This is a genomic window from Bacillus altaicus (assembly GCF_042136375.2).
Taxonomy (GTDB): Bacteria; Bacillota; Bacilli; order Bacillales; family Bacillaceae_G; genus Bacillus_A; species Bacillus_A cereus_U.
On record NZ_CM143394.1, the window covers coordinates 146,039 to 164,760 of the forward strand.

Sequence of the window (18,722 nt, forward strand, 5' to 3'; positions counted from 1 at the left end):
CCTTCAAAACTAGATAACATTTGCTTCATATTATATGGTTAAGTCCTCGATCTATTAGTATTCGTCAGCTCCACATGTCACCATGCTTCCACCTCGAACCTATCAACCTGATCATCTTTCAGGGATCTTACTAGCTTACGCTATGGGAAATCTCATCTTGAGGGGGGCTTCATGCTTAGATGCTTTCAGCACTTATCCCTTCCGCACATAGCTACCCAGCTATGCCCTTGGCAGAACAACTGGTACACCAGCGGTGCGTCCATCCCGGTCCTCTCGTACTAAGGACAGCTCCTCTCAAATTTCCTGCGCCCACGACGGATAGGGACCGAACTGTCTCACGACGTTCTGAACCCAGCTCGCGTACCGCTTTAATGGGCGAACAGCCCAACCCTTGGGACCGACTACAGCCCCAGGATGCGATGAGCCGACATCGAGGTGCCAAACCTCCCCGTCGATGTGGACTCTTGGGGGAGATAAGCCTGTTATCCCCGGGGTAGCTTTTATCCGTTGAGCGATGGCCCTTCCATGCGGAACCACCGGATCGACTAAGCCCGACTTTCGTCCCTGCTCGACTTGTAGGTCTCGCAGTCAAGCTCCCTTATGCCTTTGCACTCTACGAATGATTTCCAACCATTCTGAGGGAACCTTTGGGCGCCTCCGTTACACTTTAGGAGGCGACCGCCCCAGTCAAACTGCCCACCTGACACTGTCTCCCGGGTCGATAAGACCCGTAGGTTAGAATTTCAATACAGTCAGGGCGGTATCCCACCAGCGCCTCCACCGAAGCTAGCGCTCCGGTTTCAATGGCTCCCGCCTATCCTGTACAAACTGTACCAAAATTCAATATCAGGCTACAGTAAAGCTCCACGGGGTCTTTCCGTCCTGTCGCGGGTAACCTGCATCTTCACAGGTACTATAATTTCACCGAGTCTCTGGTTGAGACAGTGCCCAAATCGTTACACCTTTCGTGCGGGTCGGAACTTACCCGACAAGGAATTTCGCTACCTTAGGACCGTTATAGTTACGGCCGCCGTTTACTGGGGCTTCAGTTCAGAGCTTCGCTTACGCTAACCCCTCTCCTTAACCTTCCAGCACCGGGCAGGTGTCAGCCCCTATACTTCGCCTTACGGCTTCGCAGAGACCTGTGTTTTTGCTAAACAGTCGCTTGGGCCTATTCACTGCGGCTTTCCGTTAAGAAAGCACCCCTTCTCCCGAAGTTACGGGGTCATTTTGCCGAGTTCCTTAACCAGAGTTCTCTCGCACACCTTAGGATTCTCTCCTCGCCTACCTGTGTCGGTTTGCGGTACAGGCACCTTTTATCTCGCTAGAAGCTTTTCTTGGCAGCGGGGAATCAAAGACTTCGCTCCATAAGGAGCTTCCCCATCACAGCTCAGCCTTCACGATAAGCGGATTTGCCTACTTATCAGCCTAACTGCTTGGACGTGCACAACCAATCGCACGCTTCTTCTATCCTTCTGCGTCCCTCCATTGCTCAAACGATAAAGAGGTGGTACAGGAATATCAACCTGTTGTCCATCGCCTACGCCTGTCGGCCTCGGCTTAGGTCCTGACTAACCCTGAGCGGACGAGCCTTCCTCAGGAAACCTTAGGCATTCGGTGGACGGGATTCTCACCCGTCTTTCGCTACTCATACCGGCATTCTCACTTCTAAGCGCTCCACCAGTCCTTCCGGTCTGACTTCACTGCACTTAGAACGCTCCCCTACCACTGATACCATTGGTATCAATTCGCAGCTTCGGTGGTGTATTTAGCCCCGGTACATTTTCGGCGCAGAGTCACTCGACTAGTGAGCTATTACGCACTCTTTAAATGGTGGCTGCTTCTGAGCCAACATCCTAGTTGTCTAAGCAACTCCACATCCTTTTCCACTTAATACACACTTTGGGACCTTAGCTGGCGATCTGGGCTGTTTCCCTCTTGACTACGGTCTTATCACTCGCAGTCTGACTCCTAAGGATAAGTCATTGGCATTCGGAGTTTGACTGAATTCGGTAATCCGATGAGGACCCCTAGTTCAATCAGTGCTCTACCTCCAAGACTCTTACACTTAAGGCTAGCCCTAAAGCTATTTCGGGGAGAACCAGCTATCTCCAGGTTCGATTGGAATTTCTCCGCTACCCACACCTCATCCCCGCACTTTTCAACGTGCGTGGGTTCGGGCCTCCATTCAGTGTTACCTGAACTTCACCCTGGACATGGGTAAGTCACCTGGTTTCGGGTCTACGACCACGTACTAAACGCCCTATTCAGACTCGCTTTCGCTGCGGCTCCGCCTCTTCAGCTTAACCTTGCACGGGATCGTAACTCGCCGGTTCATTCTACAAAAGGCACGCCATCACCCATTAACGGGCTCTGACTATTTGTAGGCACACGGTTTCAGGATCTCTTTCACTCCCCTTCCGGGGTGCTTTTCACCTTTCCCTCACGGTACTGGTTCACTATCGATCACTAGGGAGTATTTAGCCTTGGGAGATGGTCCTCCCAGATTCCGACGGAATTTCACGTGTTCCGCCGTACTCAGGATACATTCAAGAGAGAACGAAGTTTCGACTACGGGGTTGTTACCCTCTGTGACGGACCTTTCCAGGTCGCTTCGTCTACCTCGTTCCTTTGTAACTCCGTATAGAATGTCCTACAACCCCAAGAGGCAAGCCTCTTGGTTTGGGCTAGATTCCGTTTCGCTCGCCGCTACTCAGGAAATCGCATTTGCTTTCTCTTCCTCCAGGTACTTAGATGTTTCAGTTCCCTGGGTCTGTCTTCCTTACCCTATGTATTCAGGTAAGGATACCATACCATTACGTATAGTGGGTTTCCCCATTCGGAAATCTTCGGATCAAAGCTTACTTACAGCTCCCCGAAGCATATCGGCGTTAGTCCCGTCCTTCATCGACTCCTAGTGTCAAGGCATCCACCGTGCGCCCTTTCTAACTTAACCAAACTAAAATTAAAAAAATATGAGCTACACTGTTATCTAGTTTTCAAAGAACATACATTTAAACTTGAGAGATAGTTCTCTCAAAACTGAACGAAACAAAACAAGTCAACGTTTATTGATGAACTGCGTTCATCAATTCTCCATAGAAAGGAGGTAATCCAGCCGCACCTTCCGATACGGCTACCTTGTTACGACTTCACCCCAATCATCTGTCCCACCTTAGGCGGCTGGCTCCATAAAGGTTACCCCACCGACTTCGGGTGTTACAAACTCTCGTGGTGTGACGGGCGGTGTGTACAAGGCCCGGGAACGTATTCACCGCGGCATGCTGATCCGCGATTACTAGCGATTCCAGCTTCATGTAGGCGAGTTGCAGCCTACAATCCGAACTGAGAACGGTTTTATGAGATTAGCTCCACCTCGCGGTCTTGCAGCTCTTTGTACCGTCCATTGTAGCACGTGTGTAGCCCAGGTCATAAGGGGCATGATGATTTGACGTCATCCCCACCTTCCTCCGGTTTGTCACCGGCAGTCACCTTAGAGTGCCCAACTTAATGATGGCAACTAAGATCAAGGGTTGCGCTCGTTGCGGGACTTAACCCAACATCTCACGACACGAGCTGACGACAACCATGCACCACCTGTCACTCTGCTCCCGAAGGAGAAGCTCTATCTCTAGAGTTTTCAGAGGATGTCAAGACCTGGTAAGGTTCTTCGCGTTGCTTCGAATTAAACCACATGCTCCACCGCTTGTGCGGGCCCCCGTCAATTCCTTTGAGTTTCAGCCTTGCGGCCGTACTCCCCAGGCGGAGTGCTTAATGCGTTAACTTCAGCACTAAAGGGCGGAAACCCTCTAACACTTAGCACTCATCGTTTACGGCGTGGACTACCAGGGTATCTAATCCTGTTTGCTCCCCACGCTTTCGCGCCTCAGTGTCAGTTACAGACCAGAAAGTCGCCTTCGCCACTGGTGTTCCTCCATATCTCTACGCATTTCACCGCTACACATGGAATTCCACTTTCCTCTTCTGCACTCAAGTCTCCCAGTTTCCAATGACCCTCCACGGTTGAGCCGTGGGCTTTCACATCAGACTTAAGAAACCACCTGCGCGCGCTTTACGCCCAATAATTCCGGATAACGCTTGCCACCTACGTATTACCGCGGCTGCTGGCACGTAGTTAGCCGTGGCTTTCTGGTTAGGTACCGTCAAGGTGCCAGCTTATTCAACTAGCACTTGTTCTTCCCTAACAACAGAGTTTTACGACCCGAAAGCCTTCATCACTCACGCGGCGTTGCTCCGTCAGACTTTCGTCCATTGCGGAAGATTCCCTACTGCTGCCTCCCGTAGGAGTCTGGGCCGTGTCTCAGTCCCAGTGTGGCCGATCACCCTCTCAGGTCGGCTACGCATCGTTGCCTTGGTGAGCCGTTACCTCACCAACTAGCTAATGCGACGCGGGTCCATCCATAAGTGACAGCCGAAGCCGCCTTTCAATTTTGAACTATGCAGTTCAAAATATTATCCGGTATTAGCCCCGGTTTCCCGGAGTTATCCCAGTCTTATGGGTAGGTTACCCACGTGTTACTCACCCGTCCGCCGCTAACTTCATAAGAGCAAGCTCTTAATCCATTCGCTCGACTTGCATGTATTAGGCACGCCGCCAGCGTTCATCCTGAGCCAGGATCAAACTCTCCAATAAAGTTAGTTTGTCTAGCATCTAAAAATAAAAATTGACGTTCACGTTGTTTGTTTCGTTCAGTTTTCAAAGAACTACTCGGCCGCTCATTTGCGACTTTCTTATATTAACATCTTCATTTTTCGATGTCAACTAAGTTTTTCAATTTCTTTTTTGTCGTTTTCTGCGTTTCTGCATCAGCGACGTTTATTAATTTATCATATACTTACTCTTAACGTCAATACTTTTTAATAAAAAATTCTTTTTCTTACATAACGAATACATTCTTCCCTATTAGCAACTCTCCGAAATAAACAAAAAATGATTTTATACCTTTCTTCCATCGCCTTTTTTACAATGCTATGTATACGCTCATCTTCAAAATCAAATAAAAGTTCCTCTAATTCTCTCTTCAGTATGTATTCCATTTCTTTTTTCTCTTCCTTCGTCAACATAATCCCAAGCACATTATCACCCCAATAACTCCTTACGTGTACCGATAAACGCCGCACTCATTTTCAATTATCAATAATGTATCATCAAAAAACAAAATTCTATCACTCATTATATCCACCACTTACGATGTTAATCCCTTGTTCTCTTTTTTAAATTTAAAGCATATATGTAACTGAAAAGGATTGGACAAAGGGGCGTAATATTATGTTTTTCTTTTTTATTACGAGTAAAAGGACATTTAAACACATTAGCTTAATAGTCGTACTTTCCTTATTTACCGCATGGCTACTCTTTTTAAAAACATATTCACATGAATCTGCTTTTTCAACTGCTACCGGTCCTAAAGTGATTTACAAAGGAGACACTGCAAAAAAACAAGTTGCATTCACGTTTGACATTAGTTGGGGAGACCAAAAAGCTATTCCAATCCTTAATACACTCAAAGAAAGAGAAATTAAGAATGCAACCTTCTTTCTCTCTGCTGCATGGGCTGAAAGACACCCTGATATTGTCGAACGCATCATGAAAGATGGACATGAGATTGGTAGTATGGGTTATAATTACACGTCCTACACTTCACTAGAAGCAACTGAAATACGACGAGATCTTTTACGGGCACAAGATGTTTTTACAAAACTTGGCGTAAAACAAGTCAAGCTATTACGTCCACCTAGTGGCGACTTTAACAAAACGACTCTTAAAATAGCGGAATCACTCGGATACACCATCGTTCATTGGAGTAACAATTCAAATGACTGGAAAAATCCCGGCGTAAATAAAATCGTTTCCACAGTCTCTAGCAATTTAAAGGGTGGAGATATTGTCTTATTACATGCTTCTGATTCTGCCCTTCAAACAAATAAGGCTTTACCATTACTCTTACAAAAATTAAAGAGCGACGGATATGAACAAACATCTGTATCACAACTTATTTCCAACACAAGTACAAAAAGCGAAGATATTAAGTAGTTCCTTTCCACACGGTTCTTCACACATAAAAAGCTCTGCTATCTTTCGTTAAGATAGCAGAGCTTTTTTATTCTAGTGTTTACAGACGATAAGAATCTGGTTAATTAAAAACCCATTCTCTTCTCATTAAACTGACTTACTCTTTTGTCCAATTAAACGATGCAATACAAGTAACTGATATGCATTACATAATAGAAGTGGTATCACCATTAAATATAACCAATCTGTATCATTAATCCGGAGCGCTGGTACCCATTCAAGAATTGTTACAACAACCATAAAGAACAAAGCGGGAACAAATGCTTTTTTATTCGTTTCTTTACTCTTTATGTAAGCGACAATTGCCCCAAACACAAATAACATCCCAGCAACAAGTATGTTATTCCCTAACGAAACTTCCCCATTTGCAATAAGTACTGACCTTAAATAAACGAAATCAAACAATACGAACGCAATAAAGAACAGTTGCACTGCATTCCATAAAGAAGATGAACGAAACATCCCTAACCCAAAACGATGAATCGTTAAATATGCAAAGAATCCCATTTGACTTATAACACTAAAAATAAATCCTACGCCCATCAACCAAAAAGAAACTGCTAGAATCTCCTTTCCGTCAAAATTTTGAAAAAATTTAACGTACTTGTCCCACTCTAAAACAAAACCAATAAAGACTGTGCTAATTCCACCAAGAAACAACGTCGTAAAAAATAGTCGTACCCACTTGCGGCTATTCACAACACATCCCCCATTATTCTTATATTTCTAATTAAATTGTATCAATGACAATTTCAAAAAGCTAGCCATGTTAATGTATAAATTCCTTAAAGAGATTTATATTAAAAAAAGAGAACTTTGCTGAAAGGAGCTCCAACTTATGAAACGGATGCTGCTCGTTTTGATTTCTTCTTTTCTATTTATAGCACTAGTGGCATGTGCACAAGAAAAAGAAGCAAAATCCGAACTTGATTATGATCAAACAAAAAAAATGATTGTTGATATTTTAAAAACCGACCAAGGAAAAAAGGCGATCCAAGATGTATTAACTGATGAAAAAATGAAACAAGCCCTCATACTAGATGAAACAGTAGTAAAGAAAACGATTGAAGATGCGATGGTATCTGAAAAAGGGCAACAATTCTGGGAAAAGCTCTTTAAAGACCCTGAGTTCTCATCGAAATTTGCTAAAAGTATGGGAAAAGAACAAACGAACTTAATGAAAACTTTACTAAAAGATCCTGAATACCAATCAGGTGTTATAGAGATTATGAAAAATCCTGAAGTAGAGAAAATTATGTTACAAACAATGAAGAGTAAAGAATATCGTCAATATTTACAGCAAGTACTAACCGAAACTGCCGAAAGTCCACTCTTCCAAGCTAAGATGATTGACATCATTAGTAAAGGTGTACAAAAAGCCGAAAAAGGTGGGTCTGATAAGAAAGGCGCAGGTGGTGAAGGCGGTTCTCAAGATGGGAACAAAGAACAACAATAAAAATTATAGTAATGAGCGGACAATGTATATATTGTCCGCTCATTACTACTTTATTTTTGTGTAACAGCTGTTTTATCAATAACTGTCTCAGCTATCGTACGATAAATAAGACCCGTTGTATGTGTATCTTCATATACTGACGGCGCAAAGTCCTCTTTATTCCAATCAGGTTGTTGAAGTGGAATTCGGCCAAGTACATCCGTTTGGAGTTCCGTAGCCAGTTTATCTCCTCCACCTCTTCCAAACACATACTCTTTTTCACCAGTTGCTTTACTTTCAAAATACGCCATATTTTCAACAACACCAAGAATACTATGTTCTGTACGTAAAGCCATGGCTCCAGCGCGCGCTGCTACAAATGCCGCTGTTGGATGCGGCGTTGTTACAATAATCTCTTTACAAGCCGGCAACATCGAATGCACATCTAGAGCAACATCACCCGTACCTGGTGGTAGATCCAATACTAAGTAATCTAAATCACCCCATTCTACTTCTGTGAAAAAGTGATTTAACATTTTCCCAAGCATCGGTCCTCTCCAAATAACAGGTGCGTTATCTTCTACAAAGAATCCCATTGAGATTACTTTCACGCCTAGACGCTCCACTGGTATTATCTTATCACCTCTTACGATTGGGCGTTTTTCTATACCCATCATATCCGGTACACTAAAACCATAAATATCCGCATCAATGATACCAACCTTTTTTCCTAAACGAGCTAAAGCAATTGCAAGGTTAACTGAAACAGTCGATTTCCCTACTCCACCTTTTCCACTTGCTACTGCTAAAAATGTTGTATTTGAGTTCGGTGATAATAAGGATTCACTTTTCTCTTCCTCTTGCGGTGGTGCAAACTGGGCTAGTTCCTCTTCTGTAAATTCCGCAAAACGAAGTCCAACTGTTGTTGCTCCAAGTTCTTTTACTAACTTTACAATTCCAGACTGCAACTGCATTTGTTCCGCTGTACCTGTCTTTACAATTGCAATTTTAACACTTACATGTTCCTTCTCAGGCTTGACTGTTACCTCTTTAATTGCATTTGTTTCTTTTAACGTTTTATGTATAAACGGATCTACAATCCCTTCCAATGCTTCCACTACCTGCTCTTTTGTTACCATAATTAGCCCAGCCCCCTGTATGAAAAATAACGTAATGTTAATTAAATTTATCTCTCTTTATTTTTGAAATAATTGCGTTTACATTTCCAGTATAACATATTTTCGGAAAACTTCGTTAACGAGAGAAACTCGAAAAATCCTCCTTATTCTGGAGGATTCCCTTTTTCCGTAAAATAACGTAATATACCACGATATATTGCAGCCGCTACTTTTCGCTGGTATTTCTCCGAATTTAACATATATCTTTCATTCACGTTCGATAAAAAGCCAGCCTCAATTAAAGCACCTGGTTTTTTGGCATACTTCAATAAATACACGTGAGGAATTGTTTTAGCAGAACGATTCGTATTTTCTAAGCTTGTTCTCAATTCAGCTTGTATAAATTTCGCAGCCCGTTCATTTTCAATCGAAGAACGGTAGTAGAACGTTTGTGCGCCCTTAGATCCACTACTAGTTAGGGCATTTAAATGAATACTCGCAAAAAAGTCTACATCAGGCTTATTAATGATATCCACACGCTTTTTTAAATCCTCTGCTTTACGTCTACTATATGACTTTGTATCTTGATTAGCTAAATCATAATCTCCTTCACGCGTTAAAATGACTAAAGCACCTTGCTCTTGTAAATAATCTTGTACCTTTTTTGTAATCTCAAGCGTAATATCTTTTTCTACAATATCCTTTCCACCAACAGCCCCTCCGTCTGGCCCACCATGCCCAGCATCTAGTACAATCACTTTCCCTGATAAGGGTAAATTCCAAGCTCGCCACGATTTTGTAATTTGAAATTCTTGTTTAACTAAAAAAAACAAAACAACCGCAGCGAGCGCAAAAGAGATAATTCGAATTCTCTTCATACCTTTCCTCCTCCAGCTAGTCCCTCTAATTACTTATATGGGACAAGAGGAAAGTTTATGCTTGTCTTAGTGTAGCTTTAATCGATATCTTCTTTCGCCTTTTTCATACCCTTCCTGCCACCACAAGCCGATAAACTGCTGGCAAGATTCAAAAAGTAATTCCTCGTCTTGCAACTTAATTTCACGTATAGTCATACTCGTTAAAAATTGAAATAATGTTTCAGTTAATTGTTGCTCTTCTTCTAAAGCCCTATATTTCACATCAAAGAATGATTCACCATGATAACCAAATTTACTGTATCTCGCTCCTAATAAATAAGATTCTATCCCTAATTCAATACAATAATCTTCATACTGACGATGAAGTTCTTGCATCTGAAAGGCATCACGAATATTTGAACGCAATGTTTTTAATGATAATTCTCGCAGCATCTTCCGCTCGTATTTTAACTGCTTTTCTTTTTGTTTTTCTTGTAAGCTGACAATGACATTCATAGTACTTATAAACCTCCCTAATACGTATTAGTCTAAACTTCTAAAGAAGAAGCATACGCGCGGCGGTAGCACTAAAATATTCCAAGCTACAAAAATTACAAAAGAAGAATTAAACATAAAAAAACCCCAACCAAAATGGTTGGGGTTTGAAGTTCGCAAAAATTAACGTTTTGAGAACTGAGGTGCACGACGTGCGCCTTTAAGACCGTATTTTTTACGCTCTTTCATACGTGCGTCACGAGTTAATAGACCTGCACGTTTTAGTGTTAGACGGTATTCTGGATCAGCTTTTAATAAAGCGCGAGAAATACCGTGACGAATAGCACCAGCTTGACCAGTGTATCCACCACCATTTACGTTTACAAGTACATCGTAGTTACCTAAAGTTTCTGTTGCAACTAGAGGTTGTTTCACTACTTCACGTAATGCAGCAAATGGGATATATTTTTCAAAATCACGACCGTTAATGATAACGCGTCCTTCGCCTGGAACTAGGCGTACGCGCGCTACTGAACTCTTACGACGTCCAGTGCCATAGTATTGAACCTGTGCCAAAGTAAGCCCTCCTTTAATTAATTATCCGCGAAGTTCGTAAACTTCTGGTTGTTGTGCTTGGTGTGGATGCTCTGCTCCAGCATACACGTTTAATTTCTTAGACACTTGACGTCCTAAACGTCCTTTTGGAAGCATGCCTTTAATTGCAAGCTCTAACATTTGTACAGGGTAGTTTGTACGCATTTCTAGAGCTGTTCTTTGCTTAAGTCCACCTGGGTGGTTAGTGTGACGGTAGTAAATTTTATCGTTTAATTTATTACCTGTTAAATGAATTTTCTCAGCGTTAATAATAATTACATGATCACCCGTGTCAACGTGTGGTGTAAATGTAGGTTTGTGTTTACCACGTAAAATGGATGCTACTTCAGTAGATAGGCGACCTAAAGTTTGACCTTCAGCATCAACCACATACCATTTACGCTCAACTTCGTTAGCTTTTGCCATAAAAGTCGTACGCATGTGTTTCCCTCCTCGTTATCTTTTCCATAGAAAAAATCTATTGTTTATCTTAAACACGATTTCCTTCCGGGGCTAATCGTGGTTTTAGAAACAATACCATATGTTATGATATACTGTTGAGTTTCTAATGTCAAGCAAATGTTACACCAGGATTAGTTGTTATAGTTTACCTGCCATAAGTAAAGTCCATGACCTGGAGCCATCTTTCCAGCAAACTGGCGATTTTGTTTCGCTAAAATCTCTGGAATACTATCAGGATCAAGCCTTCCTTGGCCTACGCTAAGTAACGTACCAACAATAATTCTGACCATATTATATAAAAATCCATTACCTACAAAGCGAAAAATTAATTCATCGTCTTGCTCAATTAATTCGATTTCATAAATTGTTCGCACTTTATCTTTTTTGTCAGTTTTTGCCGAACAAAAAGAAGTAAAGTCATGCGTTCCAATAAAATAAGGAATCGCTTTTCTTATAGAGTTTATTTCGAGCGGATATGGATATTGATATACGTAATTTCTACGGAATACATCCGCAGGCTTTGATAATAATACACGATAGCGATATTCTTTTTTCTCGACACCGTAACGTGCATGAAATTCTTCTGTTTTCTTCTCTACTTGCCTGATAATAATATCATCCGGCAACATTGTATTTAAAGCATTACTCCATTGCCACTCTTCAAGAGACAAAGGTGTATCAAAGTGTATCACTTGTCCTTTGGCGTGAACGGTAGAATCCGTTCTGCCTGATGCCTGCACACGAACAAGTTCTCCTTTATGCAACTTCTGCAATGCTTTCTCTATTTCTTGTTGAACAGTACGATGCTGTGGTTGAATTTGGTAACCACAAAAATGAATGCCATCATATGCAACTGTACATTTTATTCTTTCCATTTCTCTATTCTCCATTACGACCGCACCCATGCTAAAATACAAGCTAAACAAAGTAAGCTTACAATTGTTACTGTATCACTTATTTTCCAGCGTAGTTGCCTAAATTTAGTACGTCCTTCGCCACTTTTATATCCACGAGATTCCATCGCAATCGCTAAGTCCTCTGCACGCTTAAAAGCACTGATAAATAATGGAACGAGTAGTGAGATAATAGCTTTCATCCTATCTTTTATCGGTCCCCCAGCAAAATCAATACCACGTGACGCCTGCGCTTTCATGATTTTACTCGTTTCATCCATTAATGTGGGGATAAATCGAAGAGAAATTGACATCATTAATGCGATTTCATGAACAGGAACTTTCATACGCTTCAACGGCTTTAATAACGTCTCTAAACCATCTGTAATCTCAATTGGTGTCGTTGTTAACGTTAATAATGTCGTCATTAAAATAATAACGAAAAATCGTATAGAAATGTAGATTCCTTGCTCTAATCCTTTTTCATGTATCGAAAACCAACCAAGCTGGAATAGTACTTCCCCTTCTTTATTTGTAAAAATATGCAGGAAAAATGTAAAAAGAAAAATCCATAAAATTGGTTTTAAGCCCGAAAGTACATAACGAATCGGCACTTTTGCAAAAAATAAAGCAATGAGTGCATATAAGAATAAAAACCCATATGAAATCGCATTATTTGCTAAGAAAACAACAAATACATATAAAAAGACAATCAACAGCTTCGTACGAGGATCAAGTTGATGAACGAGTGACTGACCTGGAATATATCTCCCAATAATCAACTGCTGCATGATTCATGACCACCTTTTCGTAACACCTGTACAACTTCATGAGTAAGATCCTCTAAAGATAAGGTAGCCTTCGAAATTGAAATACCAAACTTCTCTTCAATTGCACGTTTATACTTTAAAGACATTGGAAGATCCACACCGATTTGTTCTAATTCATCAGCATATGAAAATACTTCCTCTGCTCTTCCTTGCAAAAAGACCGTTCCTTTATGCATGACCACTATTTGATCTGCATACTTAGCGGCATCCTCCATATTATGGGTAACAAGAATGACTGTAAGCCCCTGTTCCTTATGCAAATTGTAAAACATCTCCATGAGCTCGTGCTGTCCTTTCGGATCAAGCCCTGCTGTAGGTTCATCTAATACAAGCACTTCGGGTTCCATCGCAAGTACGCCTGCTATTGCAACACGCCTCATTTGCCCACCACTTAATTCAAACGGAGAACGTGCTAATAACTCTATGTCCAATCCAACAAGCTGGATTGCATCTTTCGCCTTTTGTTTTGCCTCTTCTTCAGATACACCAAAATTAGTAGGTCCAAAACAAATGTCCTTTTCAACTGTTTCTTCAAATAGTTGATGTTCTGGAAACTGAAAGACAACCCCTACTTTTTTTCGTAGCGGCTTAAGTTTCTTCTCTTTCTTCCCTGCTGAAATTAAATGTTCACCAATTTGAACCGTACCATTTGTCGGCTGCAATAAACCATTTAAATGTTGAATCATCGTCGACTTACCTGAACCAGTATGACCGATAATGGCATAATAGCCCCCACTTGGAAACGACACGTCTACATCATAAAGTGCGCGTCTTTCAAATGGAGTTTTATATTGATAACGATGTTCTACTTTTTGGAATGTAATCTCCAAAGTTCGTTCACCAAGCTTTCCATTGTAAGATGCGTATTTTGCAAGTGAATTTCATTTTTTTTTAATAATTCTGCTATTTTCACCGAAAAAGGTACATCTAATCCAATCTCTTGGAGCATATGAGAGGATTTGAAAATTTTCTCTGGAGTACCTTCCTCTAATATTTCTCCTTTGTTCAAAATAATAATACGGTCTGACTGTGCCGCTTCTTCTAAATCGTGCGTAATCGATAACACCGTAATACCCTTTTGATTAACAAGTTGTCTGACCGTTTCTACTACTTCACGTCTCCCCTGAGGGTCTAACATTGAAGTTGCTTCATCTAGTATTAAAATAGATGGCTGAAGTGCTAGAACACCTGCTATTGCGACTCGCTGCTTTTGTCCACCAGATAACGAATGGGGCTCTTCATTTAAAAAATCTTCCATACGGACAAGTTGCAGAGCTTGTTCTAGTCTTTCTATCATCTGCTCCCTTGGCATTCCGATGTTCTCTAGGCCGAATACAACATCATCTTGTACTGTCGTTCCAACAAATTGATTATCTGGATTTTGAAATACCATCCCAATTTGCTTTCGAACATCCCATACTGTTTCCTCTGATAACATCATTGTATCATTTAAAGTAATTGTCCCTGATTCCGGTAAAAATAAGCCATTCAATAATTTTGCAAGTGTAGACTTCCCTGAACCATTTTGTCCAATAACAGATACCCATTCTCCTTCATATAAGGAAAACGAAACATCTTTTAATGCATAAGAGGCTGCCCCAGGATATTGAAATGATATATTTTCTGTCCGAAGTTTCTCTTTTTTCAATACAAGGCACCCTTTCTTTCGCCAAGTTAGCCCGTTTTTCTATATTTAAAAAAAAAGGGCCATGACCAGTTACTTGAAAAGAACTGTCTTGCCCTTTTAATTATCATTATACTAGCTCGATAATTACCATTGGTGCTGCGTCTCCGCGACGTGGACCAATTTTTGCAATACGAGTGTATCCGCCTTGGCGCTCAGCATAGCGTGGAGCTACATCAGCGAATAATTTTTGAAGTGCATCTTGACCAGTCTCAGCGTTAGCAACCTCATTACGGATGAAAGCTGCTGCTTGACGACGAGCATGAAGATCTCCGCGTTTACCTAAAGTGATCATTTTTTCCACTACAGAACGAAGTTCTTTTGCACGAGTTTCTGTCGTTTGAATGCGCTCGTTGATAATTAAATCAGTAGTTAAATCACGTAACATAGCTTTACGTTGCGCACTTGTACGGCCTAATTTTCTGTATGCCATTCGTAGTTCCCTCCTTTGTTGATGGGTTTAAATCCTCAGTCGTCTTTACGTAAACCTAAACCTAATTCCTCAAGTTTATGTTTAACTTCTTCTAAGGATTTACGTCCTAAGTTACGAACTTTCATCATATCTTCTTCTGTTTTGTTCGCAAGCTCTTGTACAGTATTAATTCCTGCACGTTTTAGGCAATTATAAGAACGAACAGAAAGATCTAGTTCTTCGATAGTCATCTCTAGAACTTTTTCTTTTTGATCTTCTTCCTTCTCGACCATAATCTCAGCATTTTGTGCTTCGTCAGTTAAACCAACAAAGATATTTAAATGCTCAGTTAAGATTTTGGCACCTAAAGAGATAGCTTCTTTTGGCCCGATGCTTCCATCCGTCCATACATCAAGCGTAAGCTTATCATAATTAGCCACTTGTCCGACACGTGTCTTTTCCACTTGGTAAGTCACACGTGATACTGGAGTATAAATAGAATCAATAGGAATTACTCCTATTGGTTGATCTTCGCTTTTATTTGCAACAGCTGGCGTATACCCACGGCCACGCTTTGCAGTTAAACGCATGCGGAAATGCGCATTTTTTGCTAACGTTGCAATGTGTAAATCTGGATTTAAGATTTCAACATCACTATCGTGAGTAATATCAGCAGCTGTGACAATACCTTCGCCCTGTACATCGATTTCCAACGTCTTCTCTTCTTCAGAGTAGATTTTAAGAGCTAACTTTTTCAAGTTTAAGATCATCGTCGTAACGTCCTCTACTACGCCCTCAATTGTTGAAAATTCGTGTAAAACGCCATCGATTTGGATAGCAGTTACAGCGGCACCAGGGAGTGAGGATAAAAGAATACGACGTAAGGAGTTACCCAAAGTAGTACCATATCCACGCTCAAGCGGTTCAATCACGAATTTGCCATACTTAGCATCTTCGTTAAGTTCAACCGTTTCGATTTTCGGTTTTTCGATTTCAATCATTAACTAAACCCTCCTTCAAAACGTCGAAACCCCGGTTAAACAAAGGAAGAACCTCTGTTTAACCGAAAGTCCCCCTTAGGCAGTTCCCGATTGTGCACAACAAGCGATGTTTCTGTACGAAATTTCTCGATAATGCATCATATCCATTATAGACAAAAGGGAAAATTCTATACAGAAAAATTACACACGACGACGTTTTGGTGGACGACATCCATTATGAGGAACTGGAGTAACATCTCTAATTGCTGTTACTTCTAGACCTGCCGCTTGAAGAGCACGAATTGCAGCTTCACGACCAGCACCAGGACCTTTAACAGTAACCTCTAAAGTTTTTAAACCATGCTCCATTGCAACTTTAGAAGCAGCTTCAGCAGCCATTTGCGCAGCGAATGGAGTAGATTTACGAGATCCACGGAAACCAAGTGCACCAGCACTAGACCAAGAAAGTGCGTTACCGTGAGTATCTGTAAGTGTTACGATTGTGTTGTTGAAAGTAGAACGAATATGAGCTATACCAGCTTCAATATTCTTTTTCACACGTTTTTTACGAGTGTTTGTTTTACGTGCCATTGTTAGTTCAACCTCCTTTACTTATTATTTCTTTTTATTTGCTACTGTACGACGTGGACCTTTACGTGTACGAGCATTGTTTTTAGAGTTTTGACCACGAACTGGTAAACCACGACGGTGACGAAGACCACGGTAAGAACCGATCTCCATTAGACGTTTAATGTTAAGAGATACTTCACGACGAAGGTCTCCCTCAACTTTAATACGATCGATGATATCACGGATACGTCCTAATTCATCTTCCGATAAATCACGAACTCGTGCTTCCGAAGAAATACCAGCTTCTGTAATGATTTTTTCAGCAGTTGGGCGACCAATGCCGAATACGTAAGTTAAAGAAATAACAACGCGCTTGTCACGAGGAATATCTACACCTGCGATACGTGCCATTCTGAATGCACCTCCTTCTGATTAACCTTGTTTTTGTTTATGTTTAGGGTTTTCACAAATAACCATTACTTTTCCACGTCTACGAATAACTTTACATTTTTCGCAGATTGGTTTAACTGACGGTCTTACTTTCATGTCTCGAACCTCCTTAAAGATTACGGAGTGCTATATTATTTAAAACGGTACGTAATACGACCACGATTTAAATCGTACGGAGATAATTCTACCGTAACTTTGTCTCCTGGTAAAATACGAATGAAGTTCATACGGATTTTACCAGAAACGTGAGCCAATACGACATGCCCATTCTCTAATTCTACTTTGAACATAGCATTTGGCAACGTTTCAAGAACGGTACCTTCGACTTCAATTACATCATCTTTAGCCATTCAATAGTTCTCCCTTCTTCAAATCAGTAACATTTTACACTGCTCTGAAATCCCGGAGAGCCAGCTACTTATAAAGTGGTAAGGATTTCGTATCCTGCTTCTGTAAGAGCAATCGTGTGCTCAAAGTGGGCACACCATTTACCATCTACCGTTACCACTGTCCAGTCATCAGATAGTGTTTTTACATATCGTCTTCCTTGATTCACCATCGGCTCAACACAGATGACCATTCCCGGCTTTAATCTAGGGCCTCTATTTGGTGGACCATAGTGCGGGATTTGAGGGTCCTCATGTAAGTCTTGCCCGATTCCGTGACCAACATACTCCCTAACAATCGAGAATCCATTCTCTTCAGCATGGGTTTGAACCGCATGTGAGATATTTGATAATCTTTCGCCTGGTTTTACTTGTTCTAGACCAAGATACAACGATTTTTCTGTGACATCAAGTAACTTTTGAACAGATTCAGAAATGTTTCCAACTGGATACGTCCATGCAGAATCTCCATGGTACCCATTGTATTTCGCACCAATATCGATACTGATGATATCGCCCTCTTCGAGCTTACGCTTCCCTGGAATCCCGTGTACAAGCTCTTCATTTACAGAAGCACATATGCTCCCCGGAAATCCGTTATATCCTTTAAAAGATGGCGTAGCACCATATTTTCGAATCGTCTTTTCCGCTATTTGATTGAGCTCTTTCGTTGTAATTCCTGGAGTAATATGTTGTTTCAACTCTTGATGAGTTAAAGCAACGATCCTGCCAGCTTCTCGCATGATTTCTATCTCGCGAGGAGTTTTGCAGATGATCATTACGCTAAGCACCCGATGAGAACATCGATATCAGCAAATACTTTATTGATATCTTGCTCACCATTAATGCTTTCTAAGTAACCAAGCTCCCCGTAGAAATCAAGCAAAGGTTTTGTTTGCTTAATATTTACATCTAAACGATTTGCTACAGTTTCCTCGTTGTCATCAGAGCGTTGATATAATTCGCCACCACATTTATCGCACACATCAGCTTTTGCTGGCGGATTGAATTCTAAGTGGTAAGTCGCACCGCACTCTTTACAAATGCGACGACCTGTAAGGCGTGTTAATAACAACCCTGAATCCACATTAATGTTTAAAACATAATCGATTTTTTTGCCAAGATCTTTCATAATCTCTTCAAGAGCTGATGCTTGTGCAACAGTTCGTGGGAAACCATCTAATAAGAATCCTTTAATACAGTCTTCTTGACTTAAACGTTCACGAACAATTCCGATTGTAACTTCATCTGGAACAAGCGCACCTTTATCAATAAAAGATTTTGCTTGTAAACCAAGTTCAGTTTCAGCCTTCATAGCTGCACGGAACATATCTCCCGTTGAGATGTGAGGGATGTTATACTTGGCAACAATCTGTTCGGCTTGTGTACCTTTACCAGCACCAGGAAGCCCCATTAAAATTAAGTTCATCCTTGTTCCCCCTCAGTACATGAGCATGTAGGG

The 18,722-nt window shown here is 41.3% G+C and carries 21 protein-coding genes and 2 rRNA genes; 2 read left to right on the forward strand and 21 right to left on the reverse strand.

The window, feature by feature from the left end; genetic code table 11:
* Window positions 1–34 precede the first annotated feature (34 nt).
* From ACE38F_RS00760 to ACE38F_RS00770, 3 genes are all read right to left on the reverse strand, one after another.
* A 23S ribosomal RNA gene (locus ACE38F_RS00760) occupies window positions 35–2,956 on the reverse strand.
* 146 nt (window positions 2,957–3,102) lie between these two features.
* Window positions 3,103–4,654, reverse strand: a 16S ribosomal RNA gene (locus tag ACE38F_RS00765).
* Together the 16S and 23S rRNA genes form the textbook arrangement of a ribosomal RNA operon.
* A 224-nt stretch (window positions 4,655–4,878) precedes the next feature.
* Window positions 4,879–5,097 carry a hypothetical protein gene (locus ACE38F_RS00770; RefSeq protein ID WP_033710542.1) on the reverse strand — a complete coding sequence of 73 codons (219 nt, stop codon included), beginning with the start codon at window positions 5,095–5,097 and terminating at the stop codon, window positions 4,879–4,881.
* A gap of 193 nt (window positions 5,098–5,290) precedes the next feature.
* Between ACE38F_RS00770 and pdaB the strand changes: the two genes are divergently transcribed.
* Window positions 5,291–6,055, forward strand: coding sequence for a polysaccharide deacetylase family sporulation protein PdaB (gene pdaB / locus ACE38F_RS00775; RefSeq protein ID WP_016103305.1), 765 nt, complete (start codon window positions 5,291–5,293; stop codon window positions 6,053–6,055).
* Window positions 6,056–6,181: 126 nt separating this feature from the next.
* Here pdaB and kbaA read toward each other — a convergent pair whose 3' ends face one another.
* On the reverse strand, window positions 6,182–6,793 hold the full coding sequence (gene kbaA, locus ACE38F_RS00780) for a KinB signaling pathway activation protein KbaA (protein ID WP_016103304.1): 612 nt from the start codon (window positions 6,791–6,793) through the stop codon (window positions 6,182–6,184).
* A gap of 139 nt (window positions 6,794–6,932) precedes the next feature.
* Here kbaA and gerD point away from each other — a divergent pair, with 139 nt between their 5' ends.
* Complete coding sequence (gene gerD / locus ACE38F_RS00785; protein WP_078180865.1) at window positions 6,933–7,550, forward strand: spore germination protein GerD; 618 nt, start codon at window positions 6,933–6,935, stop codon at window positions 7,548–7,550.
* A gap of 50 nt (window positions 7,551–7,600) precedes the next feature.
* Here gerD and ACE38F_RS00790 read toward each other — a convergent pair whose 3' ends face one another.
* The 17 genes from ACE38F_RS00790 to ACE38F_RS00870 form a co-directional block, all read right to left on the reverse strand.
* Window positions 7,601–8,668, reverse strand: coding sequence for an Mrp/NBP35 family ATP-binding protein (locus tag ACE38F_RS00790; protein WP_002204569.1), 1,068 nt, complete (start codon window positions 8,666–8,668; stop codon window positions 7,601–7,603).
* A gap of 143 nt (window positions 8,669–8,811) precedes the next feature.
* Complete coding sequence (gene cwlD / locus ACE38F_RS00795; protein ID WP_375371349.1) at window positions 8,812–9,525, reverse strand: N-acetylmuramoyl-L-alanine amidase CwlD; 714 nt, start codon at window positions 9,523–9,525, stop codon at window positions 8,812–8,814.
* Between the two features lie 66 nt (window positions 9,526–9,591).
* Window positions 9,592–10,020: a DUF2521 family protein gene (locus ACE38F_RS00800; RefSeq protein ID WP_002113330.1), complete on the reverse strand. Its 429-nt coding sequence runs from the start codon at window positions 10,018–10,020 to the stop codon at window positions 9,592–9,594.
* A gap of 162 nt (window positions 10,021–10,182) precedes the next feature.
* Window positions 10,183–10,575 carry a 30S ribosomal protein S9 gene (rpsI, locus tag ACE38F_RS00805; protein WP_002091548.1) on the reverse strand — a complete coding sequence of 131 codons (393 nt, stop codon included), beginning with the start codon at window positions 10,573–10,575 and terminating at the stop codon, window positions 10,183–10,185.
* Between the two features lie 21 nt (window positions 10,576–10,596).
* Window positions 10,597–11,034, reverse strand: coding sequence for a 50S ribosomal protein L13 (rplM, locus tag ACE38F_RS00810; RefSeq protein ID WP_002029337.1), 438 nt, complete (start codon window positions 11,032–11,034; stop codon window positions 10,597–10,599).
* A gap of 152 nt (window positions 11,035–11,186) precedes the next feature.
* Window positions 11,187–11,930: a tRNA pseudouridine(38-40) synthase TruA gene (gene truA, locus ACE38F_RS00815; RefSeq protein WP_002091547.1), complete on the reverse strand. Its 744-nt coding sequence runs from the start codon at window positions 11,928–11,930 to the stop codon at window positions 11,187–11,189.
* A 14-nt stretch (window positions 11,931–11,944) separates the two neighbouring features.
* Window positions 11,945–12,739, reverse strand: coding sequence for an energy-coupling factor transporter transmembrane component T family protein (locus ACE38F_RS00820; RefSeq protein ID WP_341307899.1), 795 nt, complete (start codon window positions 12,737–12,739; stop codon window positions 11,945–11,947).
* Entirely contained in the window at window positions 12,727–13,608 is an 882-nt protein-coding gene (locus ACE38F_RS00825; RefSeq protein ID WP_002124690.1) for an energy-coupling factor ABC transporter ATP-binding protein, read from the reverse strand. The genes ACE38F_RS00820 and ACE38F_RS00825 overlap by 13 nt, the downstream gene beginning before the upstream one ends.
* Window positions 13,584–14,426 (reverse strand): energy-coupling factor ABC transporter ATP-binding protein, encoded by an 843-nt coding sequence (locus ACE38F_RS00830; protein WP_375371348.1) that lies wholly within the window; start codon window positions 14,424–14,426, stop codon window positions 13,584–13,586. The genes ACE38F_RS00825 and ACE38F_RS00830 overlap by 25 nt, the downstream gene beginning before the upstream one ends.
* Window positions 14,427–14,532: 106 nt before the next feature.
* Complete coding sequence (gene rplQ / locus ACE38F_RS00835; RefSeq protein WP_002091542.1) at window positions 14,533–14,895, reverse strand: 50S ribosomal protein L17; 363 nt, start codon at window positions 14,893–14,895, stop codon at window positions 14,533–14,535.
* 35 nt (window positions 14,896–14,930) lie between these two features.
* Window positions 14,931–15,875, reverse strand: coding sequence for a DNA-directed RNA polymerase subunit alpha (locus ACE38F_RS00840; protein WP_215554966.1), 945 nt, complete (start codon window positions 15,873–15,875; stop codon window positions 14,931–14,933).
* 180 nt (window positions 15,876–16,055) lie between these two features.
* On the reverse strand, window positions 16,056–16,445 hold the full coding sequence (rpsK, locus tag ACE38F_RS00845) for a 30S ribosomal protein S11 (protein WP_002009745.1): 390 nt from the start codon (window positions 16,443–16,445) through the stop codon (window positions 16,056–16,058).
* Window positions 16,446–16,469: 24 nt separating this feature from the next.
* Window positions 16,470–16,835, reverse strand: a complete 366-nt coding sequence (gene rpsM, locus ACE38F_RS00850; RefSeq protein WP_002091539.1) for a 30S ribosomal protein S13 — start codon at window positions 16,833–16,835, stop codon at window positions 16,470–16,472.
* Window positions 16,836–16,856: 21 nt separating this feature from the next.
* On the reverse strand, window positions 16,857–16,970 hold the full coding sequence (rpmJ, locus tag ACE38F_RS00855) for a 50S ribosomal protein L36 (protein WP_000868344.1): 114 nt from the start codon (window positions 16,968–16,970) through the stop codon (window positions 16,857–16,859).
* A gap of 35 nt (window positions 16,971–17,005) precedes the next feature.
* On the reverse strand, window positions 17,006–17,224 hold the full coding sequence (gene infA, locus ACE38F_RS00860) for a translation initiation factor IF-1 (RefSeq protein ID WP_001029884.1): 219 nt from the start codon (window positions 17,222–17,224) through the stop codon (window positions 17,006–17,008).
* Between the two features lie 68 nt (window positions 17,225–17,292).
* Window positions 17,293–18,039 carry a type I methionyl aminopeptidase gene (map, locus tag ACE38F_RS00865; RefSeq protein ID WP_002091537.1) on the reverse strand — a complete coding sequence of 249 codons (747 nt, stop codon included), beginning with the start codon at window positions 18,037–18,039 and terminating at the stop codon, window positions 17,293–17,295.
* A complete protein-coding gene (locus ACE38F_RS00870) occupies window positions 18,039–18,689 on the reverse strand; it encodes an adenylate kinase (protein ID WP_002091536.1) in 651 nt (216 codons plus the stop codon). The genes map and ACE38F_RS00870 overlap by 1 nt, the downstream gene beginning before the upstream one ends.
* Window positions 18,690–18,722 lie beyond the last annotated feature (33 nt).

Bases quoted from the DNA above. Each gene is read 5' to 3' on its own strand.
- pdaB (WP_016103305.1), top strand. From the start codon at position 5,291: ATGTTTTTCTTTTTTATTACGAGTAAAAGGACATTTAAACACATTAGC.
- gerD (WP_078180865.1), top strand. From the start codon at position 6,933: ATGAAACGGATGCTGCTCGTTTTGATTTCTTCTTTTCTATTTATAGCA.
- ACE38F_RS00790 (WP_002204569.1), bottom strand. From the start codon at position 8,668: ATGGTAACAAAAGAGCAGGTAGTGGAAGCATTGGAAGGGATTGTAGAT.
- cwlD (WP_375371349.1), bottom strand. From the start codon at position 9,525: ATGAAGAGAATTCGAATTATCTCTTTTGCGCTCGCTGCGGTTGTTTTG.
- ACE38F_RS00800 (WP_002113330.1), bottom strand. From the start codon at position 10,020: ATGAATGTCATTGTCAGCTTACAAGAAAAACAAAAAGAAAAGCAGTTA.
- rplM (WP_002029337.1), bottom strand. From the start codon at position 11,034: ATGCGTACGACTTTTATGGCAAAAGCTAACGAAGTTGAGCGTAAATGG.
- truA (WP_002091547.1), bottom strand. From the start codon at position 11,930: ATGGAAAGAATAAAATGTACAGTTGCATATGATGGCATTCATTTTTGT.
- ACE38F_RS00820 (WP_341307899.1), bottom strand. From the start codon at position 12,739: ATGCAGCAGTTGATTATTGGGAGATATATTCCAGGTCAGTCACTCGTT.
- rplQ (WP_002091542.1), bottom strand. From the start codon at position 14,895: ATGGCATACAGAAAATTAGGCCGTACAAGTGCGCAACGTAAAGCTATG.
- ACE38F_RS00840 (WP_215554966.1), bottom strand. From the start codon at position 15,875: ATGATTGAAATCGAAAAACCGAAAATCGAAACGGTTGAACTTAACGAA.
- rpsK (WP_002009745.1), bottom strand. From the start codon at position 16,445: ATGGCACGTAAAACAAACACTCGTAAAAAACGTGTGAAAAAGAATATT.
- rpsM (WP_002091539.1), bottom strand. From the start codon at position 16,835: ATGGCACGTATCGCAGGTGTAGATATTCCTCGTGACAAGCGCGTTGTT.
- rpmJ (WP_000868344.1), bottom strand. From the start codon at position 16,970: ATGAAAGTAAGACCGTCAGTTAAACCAATCTGCGAAAAATGTAAAGTT.
- infA (WP_001029884.1), bottom strand. From the start codon at position 17,224: ATGGCTAAAGATGATGTAATTGAAGTCGAAGGTACCGTTCTTGAAACG.
- map (WP_002091537.1), bottom strand. From the start codon at position 18,039: ATGATCATCTGCAAAACTCCTCGCGAGATAGAAATCATGCGAGAAGCT.
- ACE38F_RS00870 (WP_002091536.1), bottom strand. From the start codon at position 18,689: ATGAACTTAATTTTAATGGGGCTTCCTGGTGCTGGTAAAGGTACACAA.